The sequence below is a fragment of the Tsukamurella sp. 8F genome (assembly GCF_029167375.1).
GTDB lineage: Bacteria > Actinomycetota > Actinomycetes > Mycobacteriales > Mycobacteriaceae > Tsukamurella.
Map to the genome: position 1 here is coordinate 11,873 of NZ_JARFTP010000004.1, position 22,305 is coordinate 34,177.

Below are 22,305 nucleotides of genomic sequence, written 5' to 3' on the forward strand. Positions count from 1 at the left end.
GGTCATGGAGACGGCTACACATAGTGACGCTTTGGCGCGGTTCGGCTGCGCCCTGTCGGATGAGACGCGCGCGCGGATCCTGCTGAGCCTGCGCGACGGGGCGGGTTACCCGTCGGAGCTCGCCGAGGTCATCGGGGTGTCCCGCCAGATCATGTCCAATCACCTTGCGTGTCTGCGCGGGTGCGGCCTGGTGGTCGCGGTGCCGGAAGGGCGGCGTAGTCGCTACGAACTGGCCGACCCCCGGATCGCCCGGGCGTTGGACGACCTGGTGGGCCTCGTGCTCGCGGTCGACCCCGAGTGCTGCCCCGCGGCAGACTCCGACGGCTGCTGCTGATGATCGGGCTGGGTCCGAGCCCACTGCGCCGGGCGAAGCTGTCGCGGCGGATCCGCTGGCTGGTCGCCGGAACGATCACCTACAACATCGCCGAGGCGGCGGTCGCGCTGACCGAGGGGTCTCGGGTCTCGTCGGCGGCGCTGATCGGATTCGGTCTGGATTCGGTGATCGAGGTCTCGTCGGCTGCCGCGGTGGCGTGGCAATTCGCGGGGCGTGATCCGGAAGCGCGAGAGAAGGTGGCGCTGCGGATAATCGCGTTCTCGTTCTTCGCCCTCGCCGTATACGTCGCCGTCGACGCGATCCGATCATTGCTCGGCGCGGGCGAGGCGCACCACTCGAGGATCGGAATCGCGCTCGCCGCAGTCAGTCTCGCGATCATGCCGGTACTCTCGTGGGCGCAGCGGCGCGCGGGTCGCGAGCTCGGTTCGGCGTCGGCCGTCGCGGACTCGAAGCAGACGTTGCTGTGTACGTACCTGTCGGCTGTGCTGTTGGCCGGCCTGGTGCTCAATCTGTTACTCGGTTGGTCGTGGGCGGATCCGCTCGCCGCCCTGGTCATCGCGGTGATCGCGGCACGGGAGGGGATCGGCGCGTGGCGCGGAGACACGTGCTGCCCGCGACCCGGGGTCGGTACTTCCGCCGTTGGCGGCGAATGCCGCGACGGCTGCTGCGACTAAGCGCGAAAGCGCATACCAGTTCACCTGTCGTACCGACGTGCGAACATATGATCGTGCAGACAGAGCGAGGCGAGCGGGCGGAGGCGTCGGTTCTCCATGCCGACCTCGACTCGTTCTACGCGTCGGTGGAGCAGCGGGACGATCGGCGGCTGCGCGGGCGCCCCGTGCTGGTCGGAGGCGGTGTGGTCGTAGCGGCAAGCTACGAGGCCAAGGCGTTCGGGGTGCGGTGCCCCACGTCGGTGCGTTCCGCGCAGGCGTTGTGCCCGCACGCCGTCGTCGTCCAGCCTCGCTTCGATGCGTACGTCGAGGCGAGTAGGAGGGTGTTCGAGATCTTCCGCGACACGACGCCGCTAGTCGAGGGCATCTCCGTCGACGAGGCATTCCTAGACGTGGGCGGACTGCTCCGGTTGAGGGGTGCCCCGATCGAGATCGCTGCCGACCTCAAACGGAGGGTCAAGACAGAGGTGGGGTTGCCGATCACGGTCGGGGTGGCGCGGTCGAAGTTCCTCGCAAAGATAGCTAGCGCCGTCGGGAAGCCCGACGGCCTGCTCGAGGTCCCGCCCGGCGGGGAGACCGCATTCCTGCATCCCCTTCCGGTCCGGCGTCTGTGGGGTGTCGGCGCGGTGACGGAGGCCAGGCTGCTCGAGGCGGGTATCCGTACCGTCGGGGAGCTGGCGGAGGCACGACCCGCCCACCTTTCGTCGCTGCTCGGCGGCGCATCGGCGCGACACCTGTACGCCCTCGCCTGGGCGCAGGACCCGCGCCGGGTCGAGACGGGCCGGCGGAGGCGGTCGATAGGGTCGCAGCGAGCCCTGGGGCGGGGGCCGCACTCGCCGTCGGAACTGGAGGCGACGCTGACGGCAATCGTGGACCGTCTTGGCAAGAGGCTTCGGAAGGCGGAGCGCCGGACCCGAACGATGGTGCTGCGCTTGCGCTTCGGCGACTACGGCCGAGCTACCAGGTCGCGGTCCGTCGGCACCCCGACAGACCGCACGGACGTGATCCTGTGCGTCGCACAGGAGCTCCTGGCCGAGGCTGCGTCGTTGATCGGCGAGCGCGGTTGCACGCTGATAGGTCTCTCGCTCACGAATCTCGACGACACCGAGTCGGCCCAGCTGGAGTTGCCCTTCGAAGCGGATCGGGGTGCCGAACTAGACAGTCGGCTGGACGAGCTGCGGAGCCGTTTCGGCGTCGAATCCGTCACTCGGGCAGCGCTGCTCGGCAGGAGGCACGGTGACGACGCGCCGCTGCTGCCGGACTGACTCCCGATCTGCCCGGCACCCCCGGCGAGGAGGGGTGCGTACCCGCTCGGTCGCGTTGCCGACGGACCTCCTGGTGTCGCCGGAAACGTCGCCGGCGGACGAGTCGAGCGTGCCTCGAGCTTCGGATCTCGGAGATGGCGGTGGACCCGATCGCGATCGCGGGTAGAGTGTGATTCGGCCTCCGGCGTGGCGGGCCGAGTGCAGGATCTTGAATACTCTTCTCCGCCTGTCGATTTACCCGCTGACGAATCGATCGCGGATCGCTTACGCGGCGTATCCGTCGGCGCTACTCTCGGCGTGGCAACACATCGAAAACCAGGAGGCCGCGATGGGTGCATCCACTCCCGAACTAAAGAAGGCGCTCAGCGAGCGTCAGCTCCGAATGATCGCGATCGGGGGCGTGATCGGTGCGGGCCTGTTCGTCGGCTCCGGCGTCGTGATCAAATCGACGGGCCCAGGCTCGTTCCTCACCTACGGCCTGGCGGGCATCTTGATCATCATGGTCATGCGGATGCTGGCCGAGATGGCCGTCGCCAACCCCACCACGGGCTCCTTCTCCGACTACGCCCGAGCGGCGCTCGGGGACTGGGCCGGGTTCTCCGTCGGGTGGCTGTACTGGTACTTCTGGGTGGTAGTAGTGGGCTTCGAGGCCATCGCGGGCGCCAAGATAATCCAGTTCTGGATCCCCGATGCGCCTATCTGGCTGACGGCGATGTTGCTGCTCGCCGCGATGACCGCGACCAACCTCTTCTCGGTGTCGTCGTTCGGCGAATTCGAGTTCTGGTTCGCCGGTATCAAGGTCGCAGCGATCGTGGTGTTCCTGGTGCTGGGTGGTGCCTTCGTACTCGGCCTGTGGCCGCATCACTCCGCGGACTTCTCCAACCTCACGAGCCACGGCGGCTTCTTCCCGTTGGGCGCGAGTGCCATCACGGTCGGCGTCGTCACGGTGATCTTCTCGATGGTCGGCGCCGAGATCGCCACGATCGCCGCCGCAGAGTCCGAGAACCCCGAGCGCGCGGTAGCTCGCGCGGCCAACTCGGTGATCGTCCGCATCGCTATCTTCTTCGTGGGCTCGGCGTTCCTGCTGGTCTGCATCCTGCCGTGGAACGGCAGTGAGCTCGCAGCGTCGCCGTTCGTCGCCGCGTTCCAGAAGATGGGCATCCCCGCGGCCGACCACATCATGAACGCCGTCGTGCTCACGGCCGTGCTGAGCTGCCTCAACTCCGGTATGTACACCGCATCCCGCATGCTGTTCGTGCTCGCCGCGCGGCGCGAGGCCCCGCCTCAGCTGGTCGCGGTGACCAAGCGGGGCGTGCCCGCCGCGGCGATCCTCGCCTCGTCGGTGATCGGCTTCATCTGTGTCATCGCCGCGGCTTTCTGGGAGGACACGATCTTCGCCTTCCTGCTCAACTCCTCGGGCGCGATCATCCTGTTCGTCTACCTGCTGATCGCGGTCTCCCAAACGGTGCTGCGGTTCCGCAACGGCTCGGCTCATCTCAAGGTCAAGATGTGGCTGTTCCCGGTGCTGTCGATCATCACGATCGTCGCGACGTTCGCGATCCTGGTGCAGATGTACATCGACAAGTCGGTGCGATCGCAGTTGCTGCTGAGCCTCGGCGCGTGGCTGGTCGTCATCGTCTTGTTCTTCTTCAACCGCTTCTTCGTCCGCAGCCGCCCGCAGGTGCCCGATGCGGCGGCCGCGCCGGGCGGGCCGACGCGGGTCCTGGTGCTGGCCAACCAGACCGTCGGATCCGACGAGTTGTTGAGCGAGCTCCGGCGTATCGGTGCCGATCAGCGGGCGGTCTACCACGTCGTGGTGCCCGCGAGCCCGATCGAGATGGGCTCGGCGGATCGGCACGGCCCGCTGGACGTGTGGGAGGAGACCAAGCGGATAGCGGGCGAGCGTCTGCAGGCTACCGTCGCTACGTTGCGCAACGAGGGCTTCCAGGCCGACGGCGAGCTCGGCGACTACCGTCCGCTCCGCGCGCTGGCGACCGCGGTCGAGACGTTCGGACCGGACCAGATCGTGGTCTCGACACTCCCGCCGGAGGACTCGGTGTGGCAGCGGTTCGACGTCGTCGATCGAGCCCGTGCGGAGCACCACCTGCCCGTGACACACGTGGTCGCCCACGTGGACACCGCGGACTCGGGCCGATGACCGTCCTCGCGGGTTTCAGCGCAGCCGGGCGCGGCGCGGCACCCGTGGAGCTGGCGGCCCAGATCGCGAGGACCACAGGCGAACCCGTGGTCGCGGCCGCCGTGATCGAGCGGCGCCTTCCGGCGCGCACCGACCCTATCGAGGACGAGTACGTGGACGCCGTGGCCGTGCGGACCGAGCGTGCCCTGCACGCGGCCGTCGATGGGCTTCCGGGGGCGGGTGTCACGGTCGAGGTGGCACAGGCACAGTCGATCCCGAGGGGGCTCACCGACCTCGCCGCCAAGCACGCCGCGAGCGTCGTCACGGTCGGCTCGTCGTCGGCGGGTCTGGCCGGACGGGTGTCGTTGGGGGCGGTCACCGACCGGCTCGTGCACGCCGCTGCAGTGCCCGTCGCCATCGCGCCGCGAGGCTACCGGTCGTCTGGGCGGCCGGTCACCCGTCTCTCGGCCGCCTATGGCGGGAAGGCCGACGCCAACGGCCTGATCGAGGCGGCCGCCGCACTCGCCGGGGCGTGGGACGTTCCGCTCCGCATCGTGTCCTTCTCGGTGCACGGGCCCGGTGCGATGTTCGGGGCGTCCGTATCGGACGCCGCCGAGGAACTCATCGTGCGTCGCTGGCAGGCCGCGATGAGCGCGCGTATCGAGTTGCGGCTCGGGCAAGCCCGCAGCACCGTGTCCCTCGCGGATGTAGAGGTGGCTGCGGGCACGGGTGCCGACTGGCGCGCCGCCGTCGAGAACGCGAGCTGGCAGCCGGGCGAGCTGCTACTCCTCGGCTCCGGCGCGGCCGGCCAGGCTCAGCAGGTCTTCCTCGGTACGGCGGCGGCCCGCATCGTTCGCAACAGTCCGGTCCCGGTGATGATCGTGCCGCGGCCGGAGGCGACTGAACGGATTGCCTGATAAGCCGGTTCTCACGTTATGGGCCGGATCACTCCCAGGTGTAGCGTCGACTACGGCGTGGGGGTGACCTCCAGGAGGTGCACGATGGCACGCAAAGGCACGACTGCGCGTCTGTCCGCGGCGGCAGCCGCGACCGGTGCGGTACTCGCGCTCACCGGGGTCGGCTGGTCCACACAGGCCGCCCCCCTGCCGCCACCAGGCAAGTCGTGCGGCGTCGACAAGGTGGTGACGACCGTCAAGACCTGCGCCACTATCAACTCGTCCTGTACCGGGTACGACATGATGATCATCGGCCGGGTCGACCACACCGGGCACTGCGTGATCCCGGGCATGAACGGGACGACCTGGTGATACCGGTCGCGTGACGCTCCTGCTGATCGGCTTCGTCGGTGGTGTCCTGGCAGGGATCTCACCGTGCGTGCTTCCCGTACTGCCGGTCGTCCTGTTGGGCAGCGCGGCGCGGGCTCCACTCGACGGCGGCGTGGCCGTCGCGGAGCGCACGAGCCGAACCCGGCCTGTGGCGATCGTCCTCGGCCTTACGCTGAGTTTCGCACTCATCACGCTGTTCGGCACGCTACTGCTCGCGGCGCTGCACCTACCGTCCAGTCTGCTCCGCTGGCTGGGGCTGGCGGCGCTCGTTCTGGTGGGACTGGCGATGCTGGTGCCGTCACTCGAGCGGCTACTCGAGCGGGCGTTCGCGCGCATCCCCCAGCGCGACGTCGGTAGCCGAGGATCCGGAGCTGCAAGCGGTTTCGTGCTCGGGCTCGCCCTGGGAGCGGTGTTCGTCCCGTGCGCCGGACCGGTGCTCGCAGCCATCGCGGTCGCGGGGGCGACGGGCCGCATAGGTGGCCAGACCGTCGCCCTGACGGTCGCATTCGCGTGTGGTGTCGCGGTCCCCCTCCTGGCCGTGGCACTGGCCGGGAACCGGCTCACCGCTCGGGTTCGCGCGCTGCAACGGCGGCAGCGGTTGGTGCGCGGCGTCGCAGGGGTCCTGGTGATCGCGCTCGCCGTCGCGCTGACATTCGACCTCACAGGCGCCATCCAGCGCCGTGTCCCCGATTACACGAAAGCACTGGGGGATTCGCTCGGCTCCGGGATCAGCGTGGCGCCGGTCGCCGGGAACGGTTCCCTCCAGGAGTGCCAGCAGGCGGCGTACAAGGGCCAGGGTGGTATCGCCGACTGCGGCCGCGCGCCCGAGTTCGCGGGCGTGTCGCAGTGGCTCGGTGGCCCGCCGACCACGATGGCGGCCATGCGCGGCGACGTCGTCCTCGTAGACTTCTGGGCCTACTCGTGCATCAACTGCCAGCGTGAGCTCCCGCACGTCGAGGCGTGGTCGAAGGCGTACGGACCCTTGGGGTTCCGCGTAGTCGGCGTGCATACACCCGAGTACGCGTTCGAGCACGATGCAGGCAATATCGCGGCCGGCGCCCGGAAGCTGGGCCTGACCTTCCCGGTGGCGGTCGACAACGACTACGGCACCTGGAACGCCTATCACAACGTGGCGTGGCCCGCGGGCTACCTCGTCGACGCAACGGGCGCCATCAGGCATGTCAGCCTGGGCGAAGGCGACTACCCGCAGGAGGAGCAGTACATCCGGGCGCTGCTCACCGCCGCACACCCGGACGCGAAACTTCCCCCGCCGACGGACGTTCCCGACACGACCCCGACGGACCGCGATCTCACGCCCGAGACCTATCTCGGCGCGGCGCGGCAGCAGAGTTACGGCGGGAGCGGCGACTACACCGTCGGGGTGCATACCTTTGCGGATAGGGGTGAACCGGACACCAACAGCTATCGGCTGCAGGGGAGCTGGACGCTCGGTGACGATGACATCACCGCCGGAGCCGGAGCGAAGATCACCCTGTCGTATCACGCGAGCGAGGTCTATCTCGACGTCGGCGGGACGGGGAGGCTCACGGTGACCGAGAACGGCGCTACGCGCACGATCGACGTGTCCGGACCGCCCGACATCCGTACCGTAGCGAGCAACGTGCAGTCGCAACGGGGCATCGTGACCATCGGCCTCTCCCCGGGGTTGCAGGCCTACTCCTTCACCTTCGGGTGAGCAGTCAGGACAGGCGGTACCGCTGCCGGGGCCTCCCGGTGGCGCCGTACTGCAGTTCCATGGTCAGCGTCCCCGACCGAGCGAGGTCCGCCAGGTAGCGACGCGCAGTTGCCGCAGACACTCCGACGCGCTCGGCGATCTCATCTGCGAGGAGCGGTCCATCTGCATCGCCGAGCGTGGCGACGATCCGCTGCTCCGTGACTGAGCCGCCATCGTCCCGTTTCGCGGCCGGTGCCTCCGAACGCAGTACGGAGACGGCGGTATCCACCTCGGCCTGGGTGAGCTGCGCGCTCGACGTGATCCGGCGGTACGCGGTGTAGGCGGCCAGTCTGCGTGCCAATTCGGTGTTGGTGAACGGCTTGATGAGGTACGAGAGTGCGCCCGCGGCCAGGCCGGCGCGCACAGTCGCGCTGTCGTTGGCGGCGCCGAGAATAAATGCATCGCAACGCATCTCGCGCACCAGGTCGATACCCGAGCCGTCGGGCAGGAACACATCGACCAGAGCGAGGTCGATATCCCGCTCCGCGAGCGCGCGCCGGGCCTCAGACAGGGTGCGCGCCGTCGCCACCGTCGTCAGGCCGGACATCGCGTCCACCACTCCGGCGTGCAGGGCCGCGACACGGAAGTCGTCGTCCACCACCAGGACCGAGAGCTCACGTGCCATCGTCGACCACGCATCCTGGCAGTGTCGCGACTACGACGGTGGGGTCGCTGCCCGCCACCCTCACGTCACCGTCGTGCGCCCGCGCCATCTGCCGCACGATGGCGAGGCCCATGCCGCGGCCGCCCGGGACTGTGGGGTCTACGTGCGTGGTGATGCCCTCCGTGAACGGATCGTCGACGCGGAATCCGTTTCCGGAGTCGGACACCGCCAGAACGAGCGTGTCGCCGTCCCGCAGGGCATCCACCTCGACCCACCTGTCGGGCGATGCCCCTTCGGCGGCCGCGTCTATGGCGTTGTCGATGAGGTTGCCCGCCACTGTCGTCGCGTCGACGGGTCGGGTGAGCATTCCGACGAGCAGCGTGTCGGCGCCGATCCGCAACTCGACGCCGCGTTCGCGCGCTCGGGAAGCCTTGGCGGACACGAATGCTCGGAGGTGCGGTTCCTGCAGACCGGCTATGCCGGCTACGGGCACTCCGGCGCCGCCCGCGCCCGCCACCTCGCCGAGGTATGCGAGCGCGTCGGCGGTCCGCCCGTCCTGCAGCAGTCCCGTGACGACGTGCATCCGGTTCGCGGACTCGTGTCGCTGGGCGCGCAGCGCGGAGCTCATCGCCTGGATCGAATCGACCTCGCGCGTCAGGGCGGTCACGTCCGTGCGATCGACCACGGTGAGTACCGTACCGAGGTCCGTGTCACCGCGGCGAACGCGACGTGACGACACCAGCACGACGCGCTCGTCGACAGCTGCCGCGACGGGCGTATCGGCCGCTTCCCGCGCGATCGCCTCGACCCGCGGAGTGAGGCCGAGGTCTCCGAGCGGCGTGCCGGTGGGTGCGTCCACCTCCAGGAGTTCCCGAGCGCGCGGATTGATAACGCGCGCAACCTCGTCGGGATCGAAGGCGACCACACCGTCGGAGCCGGAGTGGAGTACGACCTCCTGGGCCCGGATGAGTTCGGTCATCTCCTCGGGCTCGAGCCCGAGAGTGAGGCGCCGCCATCGTCGGGCCAGAAGCGCGGATCCGGCCGCGCCGACCGCGAGTGCTATCCCGACGATGCCGAGCAGCAGGTAGAGAGAGTGCCGCGCGGCGGCGTCGACGGTGTCGGTGGCGACACCCACGCTGACCAGGCCCACGACCGTGCCATCGTCGCCGTACACGGGGGCCTTCGCGCGCACCGACGATCCGAGAGTCCCTGTCTGCTCGGTGAATTCGAGATGTCCAGCGAGGGCCGCCGACGGATCAGTCGAGAGTCGCTGCCCGAGAGCCGAAGGGTTGGGGTGCCCGAGGCGGTATCCGACGCCGTCCCCGATCGATACGAACAGCACGCCCGTGCGTGCGGTCACGGCGGCCGCCTGCTGCTGCACGGGCGCCTTCGCGAGCTCGGCTGCCGACGGCGCGTGGCCCGCCTTGCGCGCCGACGTCTCGGCCTGGGCACCCGCCCGTACGTCCGCGTCGGCGGCCACCGCCTCCGCGATGGCCGCCGCCCGCTGGAAGTATTCGTTGCGGACCTGCCCGGACGCGCGGTGCAGCACGATGCCGAAGCCGATGGCGAGGCTGACCGCGATGATCGCGACCTGGAGCAGCAACACCTGGGTGCGCAGCCGGATTCGCATCGGGTCAGCCTAGCCGTCGATCCGGGGCGTCAGAGCGGGATCTGGCCGACGCCGACGCCCACGGCAAGCATCACGAGCGAGACCGCGGCGGCCCGCCACAGGACCTTGCGGTGGTGGTCGGCGAGCGACACGCCGGCCAGCGAGACCAGGAGCAGGATGGCGGGTACTAGTGGACTCTGCATGTGGAACGGCTGCCCGGTGATGGATGCGCGGGCCATCTCGGCCGCGCTCACACCGTATTGCCCCGCGGTCTCCGAGAGCACCGGCAGGACGCCGAAGTAGAAGGCGTCGTTGGACATCAGGAACGTGAACGGCATCGACAGCACGCCGGTGATGACACCAAGGTGCGACCCCATCGACGCGGGGATGACGTGGGCGAGCCACGACGCGATGGCCTCGACCATGCCGGTACCGGTGAACACGCCCGTCAGTACGGCGGCGGCGAGCACCATCCCGACGACACCGACGATCGAGCTCGAGTGTCGTGTGATCGCGGCCTGCTGATCGGACACCAGGGGGAAGTTGACGATCAGGGCGATCGATGCGGCGATCATGAACAGCACCGGGATGGGCAGGATGTCGAGGATCAGGACGACGAGCAGTGCGATCGTGAGTGCGGCATTGAACCAGTAGCGCTTCGGGCGACGCGTATCGGAGGGCTCGTCGTCGTGAATGGCGGTGAAAGCGGAGTGGCCGGGATCGCCGGACAGGTCGACGCCAGGTCCCGCGCCGCCGCCGACGGTGACCGTCTCCCTGGCGTTCGCGAGCACCCGCTCGCGCACCACGATCGACCCGATCCGCTTACGTTCCATGCGCCCGAGGTGCCACGCGAAGACGAGGACCACCAGTGCACCCGCGATCATCGAGGGGATCATCGGTACGAAGACCTCGGATGGCGAGAGCTTCAGCGCCGCTGCGGCGCGCGCAGTCGGGCCGCCCCAGGGGACGATGTTCATGACGCCGTTGGCGAGGCCCGCGGTCACGGTCAGGACGACGGGACTGAGGCCGAGTTTGAGGTAGAGCGGCAGCAGTGCGGACGTCACGATGATGAAGGTCGTCGACCCGTCGCCGTCGAGGGATACGATGGCCGCGAGGACAGCCGTGCCGACCACCAACTTCGTGGGATCGTCGCCGACCAGCCGCAGCACGGCTTTGACCACCGGATCGAACAGCCCGACATCGATCATGATGCCGAAGAAGACGATTGCGAAGAACAGCATCGCGGCCGTCGGGGCGAGATCTTTGATGCCGTCCGTGATCATCTTTCCGATCCCCGTGCCGGCACCGGCCAGGAGACCGAAGACCACCGGCACGGCGATCAGCGCGACCACCGGCGTGGCCTTCTTGGTCATGATGAGGCCCATGAACACGGCCACCATCGTCAATCCCAGGGCTACCAGCATGGCGCTCTCCTCGTCGTGTGGTTCTGCTTACAGAGGAAGAATCGACGTGACGCGCGACACAGTCGACATTGTGTGCCTTAGTCGCGGTTTTGCGCATTCTGCTCGAGCGTTCGACGTAGGGGCGCGTAGCCTCGGAGCAGGATCGTCGACGATGCCGCGGCGGCGATCGTAGACGATGTGCGGGGGATATGGTCATGGCAGACAAGGCGATTCGCATCCTGGTCACAGGTGGCACGGGGCTCTTGGGCCGTGCGGTGGTGAACCGGGCTCTATCCTCCGGTCATCCCGTGACGGTTCTGTCGCGAACGGCGCAGCCCGTCACAGACGGTGTCGAGTACGCGACCGGGGATCTGGCGTCCGGCCCCGGTGCGATACCACTCGACGGCGTGGGTGCTGTCGTGCACTGCGCGACGACCAACGGGCGCAGGGACGAGGACCTGACCCGCAACCTGGTCGACGCGGTGCGCGCGATGGATCCGCAGCCGCACCTCGTGTACATCTCGATCGTCGGCATCGACGACGTGCCGTTCCCGTACTACCGTGCGAAACTCGCGTGCGAGAAGGTGATCGAGGGCTCGGGTGACCGGTGGACGATCCTGCGGGCCACGCAGTTCCATGACCTCATCGAGAGGATCCTGTCGGTGCAGGATCGAATGCCCGTGGTTCTCGTGCCGCGGCGGGTGCCGGATCAGCCGATCGATGTCGGCACTGTCGCAGACCGGCTCGTAGAGCTCGCCGAGGGGTCGCCCGCCGGGCATGTCGAAGACATAGGCGGGCCCGAGGTCCGGCGGTTCGCGCAACTGGCCGAGGTGTACCTGCGGGCGCGGGGGTCGCGCCGGCGCATCGTCGGACTGCCGGTGCCCGGCGCGTTCGGCAGGGCCCTGCGGGACGGGAAGCTGACGACTCCCGATCGCCGCGCGGGTACGACCTTCGCCGAGCACGTGGCGAGCAGGTGGCCGTAGGAGGTCCGGGCCCGACGCGGGCGGTCGACAGGGCGGCGCACGGTATGTAACACTCGTTTCACGCACAACAATGAAGCGAGTGTTACATCGGAGGTTTCCATGCCGCAGACCGCGGACGAATCGAACCGGCGTCGCGAGTTGCTCGACGCGACGGTGGACTACATACGGGCACATGGGCTGGCCGATCTCTCGCTGCGCCCACTCGCCGCGGCCGCGGGCACCAGCGCGCGAATGCTCGTATACCACTTCGGGTCCAAGGAGCAGCTCATCGCGGCGGCCCTCGATGGTGTACGGGAGCGGCAGCAGCTGGAGGTGGCGAAGTGGATCGCCGACAGCGCAGACCTGCCCCCGCGTGGAGTGATCGACCGGTTCTGGCAGGCGAGCACGGAGCCGGACGCGGAGGCCTACGGCCGGTTGTTCTTCGAGGCGTACGGCATGGCGCTCATCGACGATTCCCGACTGCCGGGCTTCCTCGACGGCGCCGTGCACGGTTGGCTGGAGGCCATAGCCGGGGCGCTGAGGGACGCCGGCTACGCCGAGGACGACGCGACGGCAGCCGCGACCGCGCTGCTGGCGATCCACCGCGGCCTGCTGCTGGACCTGTTCGCCACGGGTGAGCGGGGCCGAGTGGACGCCGGGCACAGGCTTGCGGTCGATGCGCTTGTTGCGCGGGTCTCGGAAGGGGGCCTGCGATGACGGTGGACGTGGTGGTCGTGGGCGCCGGAGCGTCCGGACTGACGGCTGCATCGGACCTGGCCGCGGCGGGGTTCTCGGTCCAGGTGATCGAGGCGCGCGACCGGATCGGCGGCCGCATACACACCGTGCCGGACCGATACGGGCATCCGATCGAGTACGGCGCCGAATTCGTCGGCCCGCACCAGCGGACGATGTTGGCGCTCGCAGAACAGCACGGGCTGCGGCTTGCGCCGACATGGGACGACGGGCAACACATCGGCACCTTCGGAGGCTCCGAACGGCGTTGGGCGGGTGATCTTCCCGGCTTCGGTCCGCGCAATCTGCTCGGTACTGCGATCGGTGTGGGGCTCCTCGACACACTGGCGCGCACAGTAGCTCCCGCCACGCCGTGGGCCGGCAGGCTAGCTCGGCGTCTCGATCGTCGGACGGTCGCGGACTGGCTGCGGTCAGCGCCGCTTCCGGGTGAGGCATCCGGCCTGCTCGAGGCGGCGATGCGCTCCATCTTCGCGGCCGACATGGACGAGATCTCGTTGCTGCACGCGCTGATGTGCATCCGATCGGCCGGCGGGTTTCGGCGATACATCCGGTCGAGTGGTGCTCAGCAGCTGCGCTTCGTGGACGGTGCGGGAGCGCTGTGCGAGCGGCTCATGGCGACCGTGCCGACGCCTCCGATCCTCGGCGTGCCTGTCACGGCCGTGGCGGACGGGTCGTCCGGTGCCGTGCTCACGACGGAGACCGGGACGCTGCGGGCGGACAGGGTCGTCCTCGCGGTCCCGCCGCGGCACGCGGCTGCCATCGCTTTCGATCCGCCACTGCCGGAGGGGCGTTCGGACCATCTGCGCGCGGCCCGGCCGGGCACGGTCCTGAAGTACCACCTCGCCTACGACGAGCCCTTCTGGCGTGCTGCCGGGCTGAGCGGCAAGACCATCTCGAACGACGCGCTGGTCAACGCGACCTTCGACTTCTCGACCGGCGATCAGGGCGTGCTGGCAGCTTTCGTCGTAGGCGGCCGCGCCCGACGCCTGCTGGCGGAGAACCCGCAGGCGCGACTCGACGCGGTACTCGCCGACCTCGCGGAGCGCTTCGGCCCCGCCGTGCGTCGCCCGGTCGACGCTGCGATCCACGTCTGGAACGAGGACCCTTGGTCTCCAGGGTGTTTCGCGGGCTTCCAGCCGCCGGGATCCTGGACATCGAGTCGATCGTGCCCGTCCCGCGCACACGGGAGGGTGCACTTCGCCGGCACCGAGACCGCGACGAGATTCCACGGGGCGATGGAGGGTGCCGTCAGCTCGGGTAGGAGAGCGGCGGCGGAAGTGGCCGCGGCCCTGCGACGGTGACCCCAGGTCGAAACGCGCGTCCCTAGAGCACCCCGTGCAAGGGCGGCGGTGTGCCCTGCAGGCTGTTGCGCCCCAGATGCCACACCTTGTAGCGCACCGGGTCGTGCAGCGTGTGCGTCCGGGCGTCGCGCCAGAACCTGTGCAGGTTCAGATCGTCGCTCGCGCTGCGCGTGCCGGCCACTTCGAAGAGTGCCGCCGTGACCTCCGTTGCGGCCCGGTCCGCGAGCACCTTCGCGGTGGCGACGGCCAGTGAGGCCTCGGCGGCCGTCTCGTGGCCGGGATCCGTGAACACCGCGTCGACGGCGCGGCCCGCGTTGTCGAGGGCCGCCTCGGCGGCGCGCGTGGAAACGGTGAGCTCGCCGAAGCGATGGATCACCAGCGGGTCGTCCTGCGCGCGGTCCACGGCGGCCTCGAACCACGGACGGGACTTCGTCCGCACGAACTCCGCTGCGGCGGCAAGTGCACCGCGCGCCACACCCGTGTCGATCGCAACGTGCAGTAGCTGGGCGAATGCGCCGTAACCGGTCGGCTCGGTCAGCGCGGGGGAGCGGGGCACGACCTGTCCGGATTCGACCGCAACGTTCTCGAATCGGACGGTGCCGCTGCCGGTCGTGCGCTGCCCCATGCCGTTCCAGTCGTCGATCACCGTCACGCCCGGGGAGTCTGCGGGAAGGAACACGATCACCTGCTCGTCGGTGCCCTCGGCGCGGGCAAGCACAGCGAGAGTGTCCGCGAAAAGCGAACCCGTGCAATAGAACTTCTCGCCGTGGAGGCTGAGGGCTCCGGCCTGGTCGCGCAGCACGGTGGCGATGTCGGCGACGGTGCGCCCGCCCTTCTCGGATTGTGCGTTCGCGATCCGAGCGCCAGCCAATACGCTCCGGAAGTACCTGGCCTGCTGCTCCTCGACGGCTGCGAACCGAAGCACGTTGAGATACACGAAGTGGCTGTGCGGGATCTGCGCGATCGACGGATCCGCGGTCGCGATCCGCCGGATCACCTCCGCGACCGTCGAGGGCGCGAGATCCGCTCCGCCGAACCGCACCGGCACGGTGATCGCGAGCAGTCCGCTCGCCGCGAGCTCGTCGATCTCGGCGTACGGCAGGCGTCTGTCACGGTCCCGGGAAGCCGCGCCCGAGGCGAATCGTTCCGCGAGCTGAGCTGCGGCGTGGAGTGCTTCGGTCTCGTCGGTCAGGACGCGGGTGACCGCGGTTGTCACACCAGGGCTTTCGCGCGGCTGGCCTCGATCTCCCGCACCAACGGCAGCACTTTCTCGCCGAAGTACTCGATCTCCTCCTGGAAGTGCAGGAAGCCGCCCAGGATCAAATCGACCCCCAGCTCCTTGTAGGCGACAATGCGCTCGGCCACCTGCTCGGGAGTGCCGATCAGCTGGCTCCGGAAGCCGTCGTTGTACTGCACGAGATCCTCGAACGACGAGTCCGCCCACATCCCGCGACCGTCGGACGTCGACCGACCGGCCTGCTGCACCGCGTCCCGGAAGCCCTCGACCGCAGGCCGATTCGCCTTGTCGACGATCTCGCGCAGCGTATCCCGGGCCTCCTTCTCGGTGTCGCGTGCAATGATGAAGCCGTTCAGCCCGAACCGCACCTCGCGCCGCGCCTCGCGTGCGATCCGGCGCAGATCGTCGAGCTGATCGGTGACTCCGTCGAAGTCTTTGCCGTTGGAGAAGTACCAATCGGCGTAATTCCCGCCGTTGAACCGCGCCGCCGTCGAGTTACCGCCCTGGAACAGTTCGGGATTCGGGCGCTCGGGAGTGTTCAGCGGCTTCGGCTTGAGCGTGAAGTCGCGGATCCGGTAGAAGTCGCCGGCGAATTCGACGTCGTCCTCGGTCCAGATCTTCCGGATCGCCTGTAGGAATTCGGCGCTGCGACGATAGCGCTCGTCGTGCTCGAGCCAGGGCTCGCCGAGCGCACGGAACTCGCCCGCGAACCAGCCGGACACCACATTGATCGCGAACCGGCCGCCCGAGAGATGGTCCGCGGTGGCGCCGAACTTGGCGAGTACCGCGGGATGCCACAGCCCGGGGTGGACCGCGGCGATCACCTTCAGCTTCTCGGTGGCGCCCAGCAGAGCAAGACTGAACGATGTCGACTCGTGCTGGTACTCGGCGCCGTAGCTCGCCATGTACCGCACCTGAGAAAGGGCGTACTCGAAGCCCACACGCTCCGCGGTCTGCGCCAGTCTCTTGTTGTACTCGAAGTCCCAACCGGTCCTCTGCTCGATCTCGCTGGTGACGAGGCCACCGGACACGTTGGGAACCCAGTAGGCGAACTTGATCTGGTCGGAGATCTTCTCGGTCGTCATGGTCTTCTCTTCTCTACGAGGAGGCGGGCGTCAGTGCAGGCAGGAACGCACCGCCGAGGGACTGGACGCCACCCGCCGTCTCGGCGTCGATGAGGCCGCGGCGCGCGAGGGCCGGGCGCACGCCCTCGCCGAAGTGATAGGCCTCCTCGAGGTGCGGGTAGCCGGACAGGATGAAGTGGTCGAGGCCGAGCGCAGCGTATTCCGCGATGAGGTCCGCCACCTCATCGTGCGAGCCCACCAGAGCCGTGCCCGCGCCGCCGCGGACGAGTCCTACTCCGCTCCACAGACCGGGGTGGATCTCGAGCGAGCGCGCGTCCGCGGCCTCATCGAAAGCCTTTCCGCCGCCGTGCAGCTCGCGCATCCGCCGTTGACCATCGGACTCCGAACGCGCGAGGTTGGCCTGTGCGTTGCGCACCGCCTCGGGGTCCAGGCCCCGCAGCAGGCGATTCGCCTCGGCCCAGGCCTCCTCGCTGGTGTCGCGCGCGATGACGTGTAGTCGGACGCCGTAGGTGAGCTCGCGGCCCTGTGCCGATGCGAGCCCCCGGACCCAGTCGAGCTTCTGTGCGACCTGTGCGGGCGGCTCGCCCCACGTGAGGTACGTGTCGGCGTACTTCGCGGCGACGTCGCCGGCGGCGGGAGAGCTGCCGCCGAAGAATACCGGAGGTGCGGGTTCCGGCCGCCGGACGACGCGGGCGTTCTCCAGTTTCACGTACTCGCCGTCGTAGGAGACAGGATCAGGCGAGGTCCAGAGGCGGCGGCTCACGTCCAGGTATTCGCCACAGCGAGCGTAGCGCTGCTCCTTGGTGAGGTAGTCGCCGAAGGCGCGCTGCTCCGACGACTCACCTCCGGTCACCACGTTCAGCAGCAGCCGGCCGCCGGAATGCCACTGGAATGTGGCGGCCATCTGGGCCTGTAGAAGGGGGCTGATCAGCCCGGGGCGGAGGGCCACCAGGAACGCGAGCGTCTCGGTCGAATCGATCAGCGCGGCCGTGCTCAGCCACGCGTCCTCGCACCACAACCCGGTCGGTGTGAGGACGGCTTCGAAGTGGTTCTGCTCCGCGGCGTGGGCGAGTTGCTTGAGGTACTTCAGATCCGCCGGCCGGTTGCTCCCGGAGATGGTGCTCCCGTGGCCGCCCGCCATGAGATTGCGCGAGTCGCCATAGGTGGGAAGGAACCAGTGGAAGTGCAGGGACACCGAAGGGACCTCTCGTCGACGGGCACGCCTCTCTCAGGTGTGCGGACGAAGCCAGTGTCGACGCGCCCGCCCGCTGCGGCCAGGGTTGGAATCTCGGTGCGCGAAAGCGCGCGTTGCGTGCTGTGACGTGCATCGCGAGGGCGCGGTTCGCAGCGCGCTGCGGCGGTCAGTGACCGCCCGCTCGGACGCGGGTAGGCGTTATGCGTGCGATGACCCGGCGGCTGCCCGGGTTCGGCTCGGTCCAGGCGGTGCCGCGGTACTTGCGGCACAATTCGTCGATGAGGCGACCGTCGGGATCGTCGACCAGCTCGACGGTTCCGCGCACCTCCACGGTGTCCATGGGATCGTCGGGGTTGATCCACGAGACACCGATGCGCGGGTCGGCTTCGAGATTCTCGCTCTTGCGGCGGCCGCGGACGGTGGAGAACACCACCGCCTCCCCGTCCGTGTGGGCCCAGACGACGGTCAGCTGGGGCGAGCCGTCGGGGTTCAGTGTGGCGACGGTCGCGAGTACCGGCGCGTCGATGATCGCGCGGGCGTGGTCGGACAGGGAGACGGTCACGGTGTGCTCCTCGGGTTCACGCCCGCAGCGGCGCGGGCTGGTGCTGCGTGATGCAGTGGATGCCGCCGCCCCTCTCGAACAGCGGGCGCGCGTCCACGGTGACCACCCGGCGCCCCGGATAGGCCTGCCTCAGGATATCGGCGGCTGCCGCGTCGTTCTCGTCGCCGAACGAGCAGGCGATCACACCGTCGTTCACCACCAGGTGGTTGATGTAGCTGTAGTCGACGAAGCCCTCGCTGTCGGTGAGCGTCGTGGGTGCGGGCACGTCGATCACCTGCCACGGGCGCCCGGCGGCGTCGGTCGAGTCGGCGAACACCTTGCGGAAGGCCTTGCTGCGGATATGGTCCGGGTGTGCCGGGTCGCGCTGATCGTGCAGCAACATCACACCCGGTGATGCGATCGCGGCCACGATGTCGACGTGCCCACGCGTGCCGTACGCCTCGGAGTCGCGCGCAAGCCCGTAGGGCAGCCACACCGCGTGCGTCGCGCCGATCGTTCGAGCGAGTTCGGCCTCGACGTCGACCCGCGTCATCCCCGGGTTGCGGCCCGGGTCGAGCTGGACCGTCTCGGTGACCAGGACGGTGCCCTGACCGTCCACCTGGATGCCGCCACCCTCTCCGACCATGTCGGATGGGATTCTCTGCGCCCCGGACAGTTCTGCGACGAGGGCGCCGATCCGGGCGTCGCGGTCCCATCGGGCCCAGTCCTGCGCGCCCCAGCCGTTGAACACCCAGTCCACTGCACCGACGCGGCCGTCGTCCCCGTGTACGAACGTGGGGCCGATGTCCCGCATCCACGCGTCGTTCAGCGGCGCCTCGACGACGGTGACCTCGCGAGAGAGGTACCGCGCGGCCGCAGTGCGCTCTCGCGGGTCGACGACCACCGTCACCGGCTCGAACTCGAGTATCGCGTGCGCGACGGCGGCCCACGTCGATCGCGCCTCGTGGTGTGCGTCCGCGGTCTCGCCCAGCGAGTAGCCCTCGGACGGGAACGCCATCCAGGTCCGATCGTGCGAAGCGCCCTCGGCGGGCATGCGCCACGTGGGCACCGTCAGGCCTCCGTCCCCCGCGCAGCGGAGCCGTACGGCGCGCCGGCGTCGACGGGGGCCGCCAGCCTCCCATACGTGTCGGGCCTCCGCGTGAGCAAGAACGGGAACAGTGCAAGCCAGTCGCGTCGCTGGTCGAGATCGAGCTCAGCCACCAGGACTGCCGATGCAGCGCGCGGTGCTTGAACGAGGATGCGGCCGTAGGGGTCCGAGATGAACGAGCTCCCGTAGAACGCGATCATGCCCTCGTCGCCGTATCGGTTGGGGACGATCATGAAGGTACCGTTGGCGATTCCGTTGCCCACGATGACCTGCTGCCACAGCGGTTCCGTGTCGAAGTCGGGGTGGTCGGGCTCCGAGCCGATGGCAGTGGGATACACCAGGGCGTCTGCACCGCCCAGCGAGTACATGCGCGCGACCTCCGGGAACCACTCGTCCCAGCACGTCGGCAGGCCGAACCGCGCGCCGCCGAGGCCCTCGGGGGCGTGCACGGGGTACGCGTCGTCGGTGGGCCCCTGCCGGAAGTAGGTGTCCTCGTAGTAGCCCGCGGTAACGGGGATGTGCAGCTTGCGCGTGCGTGCCAGAAGCTCACCCTCTGGCGACACCATGACGGCGGTGTTGAGGCCGAGACCGTCGCCTGCGTCGGCGCGCTCGTAGAGCGAGGCGTGCACTACCACGCCGTGCTTCGCCGCGGCGTTCGCGGCGAACTCGAATGTAGGGCCCGACTGCAGGGGTTCGGCTGCGGCGCTGGGGTTCTCGCCGCCCCGCACGAAGGCGGGGTAGCGGCTCAACGTCAATTCGGAGAGGAAGACGACACGTGCTCCCGCGCCGGCCGCCTGGCCGACGGCGTCGGTGAGCTCGGCGCGTAGTGTTGCGGCGTCGCTGTGCCAGCGGTGCTGTACGAGGCCTACCTTCAGCGGCTCGCGCGCAGGCGGTTCCACGCGGGAGAGGGGCGGCGCGGCGGGGGCCGTGATGAGCTGCATCGGTGCTCCAGAATAAAACGAATCGGATTCGTTAAGTATGCTTGCCCGGCGTCCTCTGCGCAAGCCCAGGTTGGACCGAGCACGATCGGCAGGGAAGGGAGTCGATGATGCCGCGCCCCTCGCAGCCCAAGCTGTCGCTCGACCGCATTGCTGCGGCAGCGCTCACGGAGGTCGACGCCACAGGCGATTTCACGATGCCGGGCATCGCCGCGCGACTGAAGGTGCGGCCCTCGTCCCTGTACAACCACGTGCGCGGCCGTGACGAGATCGTCGAGCTGTTGCGCGAGCACGCCATGGCCGCCGTCGTCGTCCCCGTACCCGTAGACGACCCGCTCGCCGTCGTCGCCACTATCGCGCGGGAGTATCGCGCCGCCTACGCCCGGCACCCGCGGCTCATCCCCCTGCTGACGGCCCAGACGGTTCGCGCCCCTGCCGCCTTCGCCATGTACAACGTCCTGGCGCAGGCGTTCTCGGACACAGGACTGGGACCGGCGGACGTGCTCGCGGCGATCACGGCGCTGGACAGCTTCGTCCTCGGTGGCTCGAAAGGATGTGCTCGAACAGATGGTGAGCGACACCGTGGTCGGGGGCGCGACCTATGAGCGACCCGATTCCAGCGCCTCTGTGAGCGCCTCGCCCGCCCCGGCCGGGAGTGTGTCCTCGGTGAAGAAGCGCGGTGACACGAAGCGCCACACCGTCATCAGGACGGCGCCGAACGCCAGGATGCCGAACCCGAGGAAGAACACGAGGCCGATCCCGCCGACGGATGCGCCGCTCCCGTTCTCCGGATCCATACTCTCCTGCACCGAGATCGCGAAGATCGCTATCAGCATCACGCCGCCCAGCAGCGGGAAGAGGAAGCGGAACAGGACGTTTCGCACGCTCGAGAAGAGCGTTCGGCGGAACTCCCAGATGCACGCGAACGCCGTGATCCCGTAGTACCAGCAGATCATGATGCCGAGTGCGGCGATCGTATCGGTGAGCGTGTGTTCGGACAGGATCGTGACGACCGTGTAGAAGACGGCCGTCACGATACCGGACACCACCGTCCCGAAGCTCGGCACCAGGAAGCGCGGGCTGACCTCGGCGAACTTACGGGGGAATGCGCCGTATGCGCCCATCGCCAGCATGGTGCGGGCGGCGGGTAGAAAAGTCGTCTGGAGACTCGCGGCCGATGATGCGAGCACCGCCAGCGATAGGAAGGGGCCGAAGAAGCCGCCCATCACAGGATCGGCCAGAGCCCCGAACACATTCTCCTCATTGTTCGGGTTACCCAGTCCGAGCCCGGTATCACCTACGCCGGCGAACATCATCACCGCGACCGCGACGAGGAGGTACGTCGCGAGGATCGAGATGACGCACAGCAGGCCGGAGCGACCGGGAACGCGGTCGGGGTCCTTGCACTCCTCGCCCAGGGTGAGACAGGTGTCCCAGCCCCAGAATGCGAACACCGACCCCGTCAGGCCCACCACGAAGGCACCGATCGTCAACCCGGTGAACGGATTGAACCAGTCCAGATCGAAGCTGAGATGCCCTGGCGCCGAGCCGTTCGCGACCTTCACCAGCGCCGTGACAGCGAATCCGACGAGCACGATCATCTGGAAGCCGACCAGGATGTACTGCACACGCTCGCTCGTCGTGATGCCGCGGCATGCGATGTAGGTTGCGACGAGCATGAATGCGAGTGTCGTCGCGATGTTGACCGCCTTGTCGGATGCCAGGTCCGCGATCGATGCGTGGTGTGAGATCTGCGCTATGAAGAGGTATAGGAACTGCACCGCCACCGCCGCGAGGTTCGACAACACGATGATGGTGGCGATCACCATGCCCCAACCGCACATCCAGCCGACGTACGGCCCGAACGCCTTGGCGGACCACGTGAACGACGCTCCGGCATCGGGCATCTTGGAGTTGAGCTCGCGGTACGCGTACGCGGTGAGGAACATCGGAATGAAGCCGGCGATGAGGATCGCGGGCATCTTCAGGCCGACCGCCGCGACGATCAGCCCGATGCTGGCGGTCAGGGTGTAGCCGGGGGCCACCGTCGAGATGCCGAGCACCGCACCGGAGAACGTGCCGATCTGTCCAGTCGCGAGCCCCTTCTCCGAGGTTCCGGGCGCATGCGTGTGTCCTGTCAT

20 protein-coding genes and 1 pseudogene are annotated in these 22,305 nt (G+C 68.7%); 11 read left to right on the plus strand and 10 right to left on the minus strand.

The genetic code is table 11. The features are described 5' to 3' along the window. Positions 1 to 4 precede the first annotated feature (4 nt). The 7 genes from P0W64_RS03925 (at position 5) to P0W64_RS03955 (ending at position 7,389) form a co-directional block, all read left to right on the plus strand. Positions 5 to 334 (plus strand): metalloregulator ArsR/SmtB family transcription factor, encoded by a 330-nt coding sequence (locus tag P0W64_RS03925; RefSeq protein WP_275478763.1) that lies wholly within the window; start codon positions 5 to 7, stop codon positions 332 to 334. After that, complete coding sequence (locus P0W64_RS03930; protein ID WP_275478764.1) at positions 334 to 1,008, plus strand: cation transporter; 675 nt, start codon at positions 334 to 336, stop codon at positions 1,006 to 1,008. Before P0W64_RS03925 ends, P0W64_RS03930 begins: the two co-directional genes overlap by 1 nt. Positions 1,009 to 1,061: 53 nt before the next feature. After that, positions 1,062 to 2,270: a DNA polymerase IV gene (gene dinB / locus P0W64_RS03935; RefSeq protein ID WP_275478966.1), complete on the plus strand. Its 1,209-nt coding sequence runs from the start codon at positions 1,062 to 1,064 to the stop codon at positions 2,268 to 2,270. A 328-nt stretch (positions 2,271 to 2,598) separates the two neighbouring features. After that, complete coding sequence (locus P0W64_RS03940; RefSeq protein ID WP_275478765.1) at positions 2,599 to 4,428, plus strand: amino acid permease; 1,830 nt, start codon at positions 2,599 to 2,601, stop codon at positions 4,426 to 4,428. Beyond that, positions 4,425 to 5,324 (plus strand): universal stress protein, encoded by a 900-nt coding sequence (locus P0W64_RS03945; RefSeq protein ID WP_275478766.1) that lies wholly within the window; start codon positions 4,425 to 4,427, stop codon positions 5,322 to 5,324. The genes P0W64_RS03940 and P0W64_RS03945 overlap by 4 nt, the downstream gene beginning before the upstream one ends. 84 nt (positions 5,325 to 5,408) lie before the next feature. Then, positions 5,409 to 5,675 (plus strand): hypothetical protein, encoded by a 267-nt coding sequence (locus P0W64_RS03950; protein ID WP_275478767.1) that lies wholly within the window; start codon positions 5,409 to 5,411, stop codon positions 5,673 to 5,675. Positions 5,676 to 5,685: 10 nt separating this feature from the next. Continuing rightward, on the plus strand, positions 5,686 to 7,389 hold the full coding sequence (locus P0W64_RS03955; protein ID WP_275478768.1) for a cytochrome c biogenesis protein CcdA: 1,704 nt from the start codon (positions 5,686 to 5,688) through the stop codon (positions 7,387 to 7,389). 4 nt (positions 7,390 to 7,393) lie between these two features. Here P0W64_RS03955 and P0W64_RS03960 read toward each other — a convergent pair whose 3' ends face one another. Genes P0W64_RS03960 through P0W64_RS03970 form a run of 3 tightly spaced genes read right to left on the minus strand, consistent with a single transcriptional unit; the run spans position 7,394 to position 11,065 of the window. After that, a complete protein-coding gene (locus P0W64_RS03960) occupies positions 7,394 to 8,053 on the minus strand; it encodes a response regulator (protein ID WP_275478769.1) in 660 nt (219 codons plus the stop codon). Further along, positions 8,043 to 9,662 (minus strand): sensor histidine kinase, encoded by a 1,620-nt coding sequence (locus P0W64_RS03965; RefSeq protein WP_275478770.1) that lies wholly within the window; start codon positions 9,660 to 9,662, stop codon positions 8,043 to 8,045. Before P0W64_RS03965 ends, P0W64_RS03960 begins: the two co-directional genes overlap by 11 nt. Before the next feature lie 29 nt (positions 9,663 to 9,691). Continuing rightward, positions 9,692 to 11,065, minus strand: coding sequence for a citrate:proton symporter (locus P0W64_RS03970; protein WP_275478771.1), 1,374 nt, complete (start codon positions 11,063 to 11,065; stop codon positions 9,692 to 9,694). Positions 11,066 to 11,259: 194 nt separating this feature from the next. Between P0W64_RS03970 and P0W64_RS03975 the strand changes: the two genes are divergently transcribed. The 3 genes from P0W64_RS03975 to P0W64_RS03985 all read left to right on the plus strand — a co-directional run bounded on the left by P0W64_RS03975 (position 11,260) and on the right by P0W64_RS03985 (position 14,060). Next, a complete protein-coding gene (locus P0W64_RS03975) occupies positions 11,260 to 12,027 on the plus strand; it encodes an SDR family oxidoreductase (RefSeq protein ID WP_275478772.1) in 768 nt (255 codons plus the stop codon). Between the two features lie 99 nt (positions 12,028 to 12,126). Beyond that, positions 12,127 to 12,723, plus strand: coding sequence for a TetR/AcrR family transcriptional regulator (locus P0W64_RS03980; protein WP_275478773.1), 597 nt, complete (start codon positions 12,127 to 12,129; stop codon positions 12,721 to 12,723). Continuing rightward, the gene (locus tag P0W64_RS03985; protein ID WP_275478774.1) at positions 12,720 to 14,060 is read left to right on the plus strand and encodes an NAD(P)/FAD-dependent oxidoreductase; all 1,341 of its coding nucleotides are present in this window, start codon (positions 12,720 to 12,722) and stop codon (positions 14,058 to 14,060) included. The genes P0W64_RS03980 and P0W64_RS03985 overlap by 4 nt, the downstream gene beginning before the upstream one ends. Positions 14,061 to 14,082: 22 nt before the next feature. Here P0W64_RS03985 and P0W64_RS03990 read toward each other — a convergent pair whose 3' ends face one another. From P0W64_RS03990 to P0W64_RS04015, 6 genes are all read right to left on the minus strand, one after another. Beyond that, positions 14,083 to 15,276 (minus strand): SfnB family sulfur acquisition oxidoreductase, encoded by a 1,194-nt coding sequence (locus P0W64_RS03990; protein ID WP_275478775.1) that lies wholly within the window; start codon positions 15,274 to 15,276, stop codon positions 14,083 to 14,085. After that, positions 15,273 to 16,382: a dimethylsulfone monooxygenase SfnG gene (sfnG, locus tag P0W64_RS03995; RefSeq protein ID WP_275478776.1), complete on the minus strand. Its 1,110-nt coding sequence runs from the start codon at positions 16,380 to 16,382 to the stop codon at positions 15,273 to 15,275. The genes P0W64_RS03990 and sfnG overlap by 4 nt, the downstream gene beginning before the upstream one ends. 13 nt (positions 16,383 to 16,395) lie before the next feature. Next, positions 16,396 to 17,577: an LLM class flavin-dependent oxidoreductase gene (locus P0W64_RS04000; protein ID WP_275478777.1), complete on the minus strand. Its 1,182-nt coding sequence runs from the start codon at positions 17,575 to 17,577 to the stop codon at positions 16,396 to 16,398. Positions 17,578 to 17,743: 166 nt separating this feature from the next. Continuing rightward, positions 17,744 to 18,139: a PPOX class F420-dependent oxidoreductase gene (locus tag P0W64_RS04005; RefSeq protein ID WP_275478778.1), complete on the minus strand. Its 396-nt coding sequence runs from the start codon at positions 18,137 to 18,139 to the stop codon at positions 17,744 to 17,746. A gap of 16 nt (positions 18,140 to 18,155) precedes the next feature. Beyond that, a complete protein-coding gene (locus P0W64_RS04010; protein ID WP_275478967.1) occupies positions 18,156 to 19,172 on the minus strand; it encodes an agmatine deiminase family protein in 1,017 nt (338 codons plus the stop codon). Positions 19,173 to 19,189: 17 nt separating this feature from the next. Then, positions 19,190 to 20,167, minus strand: a complete 978-nt coding sequence (locus P0W64_RS04015; protein ID WP_275478779.1) for a nitrilase-related carbon-nitrogen hydrolase — start codon at positions 20,165 to 20,167, stop codon at positions 19,190 to 19,192. A gap of 107 nt (positions 20,168 to 20,274) precedes the next feature. Between P0W64_RS04015 and P0W64_RS04020 the strand changes: the two are divergent. Further along, a pseudogene (locus P0W64_RS04020) lies at positions 20,275 to 20,712 on the plus strand (TetR/AcrR family transcriptional regulator C-terminal domain-containing protein); the annotation flags it as partial. 51 nt (positions 20,713 to 20,763) lie between these two features. On the opposite strand, the gene P0W64_RS04025 reads toward P0W64_RS04020, so the two are convergent. Next, positions 20,764 to 22,305 carry an APC family permease gene (locus tag P0W64_RS04025; protein WP_275478780.1) on the minus strand — a complete coding sequence of 514 codons (1,542 nt, stop codon included), beginning with the start codon at positions 22,303 to 22,305 and terminating at the stop codon, positions 20,764 to 20,766.

Excerpts from the sequence above, each read along its gene's own strand:
- P0W64_RS03965 (WP_275478770.1), bottom strand. The coding sequence starts at position 9,662 with ATGCGAATCCGGCTGCGCACCCAGGTGTTGCTGCTCCAGGTCGCGATC.
- P0W64_RS04010 (WP_275478967.1), bottom strand. The coding sequence starts at position 19,172 with ATGCCCGCCGAGGGCGCTTCGCACGATCGGACCTGGATGGCGTTCCCG.
- P0W64_RS03940 (WP_275478765.1), top strand. The coding sequence starts at position 2,599 with ATGGGTGCATCCACTCCCGAACTAAAGAAGGCGCTCAGCGAGCGTCAG.
- P0W64_RS03930 (WP_275478764.1), top strand. The coding sequence starts at position 334 with ATGATCGGGCTGGGTCCGAGCCCACTGCGCCGGGCGAAGCTGTCGCGG.
- sfnG (WP_275478776.1), bottom strand. The coding sequence starts at position 16,382 with ATGACGACCGAGAAGATCTCCGACCAGATCAAGTTCGCCTACTGGGTT.
- P0W64_RS03960 (WP_275478769.1), bottom strand. The coding sequence starts at position 8,053 with ATGGCACGTGAGCTCTCGGTCCTGGTGGTGGACGACGACTTCCGTGTC.
- P0W64_RS03975 (WP_275478772.1), top strand. The coding sequence starts at position 11,260 with ATGGCAGACAAGGCGATTCGCATCCTGGTCACAGGTGGCACGGGGCTC.
- P0W64_RS03985 (WP_275478774.1), top strand. The coding sequence starts at position 12,720 with ATGACGGTGGACGTGGTGGTCGTGGGCGCCGGAGCGTCCGGACTGACG.
- P0W64_RS03980 (WP_275478773.1), top strand. The coding sequence starts at position 12,127 with ATGCCGCAGACCGCGGACGAATCGAACCGGCGTCGCGAGTTGCTCGAC.
- P0W64_RS03970 (WP_275478771.1), bottom strand. The coding sequence starts at position 11,065 with ATGCTGGTAGCCCTGGGATTGACGATGGTGGCCGTGTTCATGGGCCTC.
- P0W64_RS03925 (WP_275478763.1), top strand. The coding sequence starts at position 5 with ATGGAGACGGCTACACATAGTGACGCTTTGGCGCGGTTCGGCTGCGCC.
- P0W64_RS03945 (WP_275478766.1), top strand. The coding sequence starts at position 4,425 with ATGACCGTCCTCGCGGGTTTCAGCGCAGCCGGGCGCGGCGCGGCACCC.
- P0W64_RS03950 (WP_275478767.1), top strand. The coding sequence starts at position 5,409 with ATGGCACGCAAAGGCACGACTGCGCGTCTGTCCGCGGCGGCAGCCGCG.
- P0W64_RS04025 (WP_275478780.1), bottom strand. The coding sequence starts at position 22,305 with ATGACAGGACACACGCATGCGCCCGGAACCTCGGAGAAGGGGCTCGCG.
- P0W64_RS04015 (WP_275478779.1), bottom strand. The coding sequence starts at position 20,167 with ATGCAGCTCATCACGGCCCCCGCCGCGCCGCCCCTCTCCCGCGTGGAA.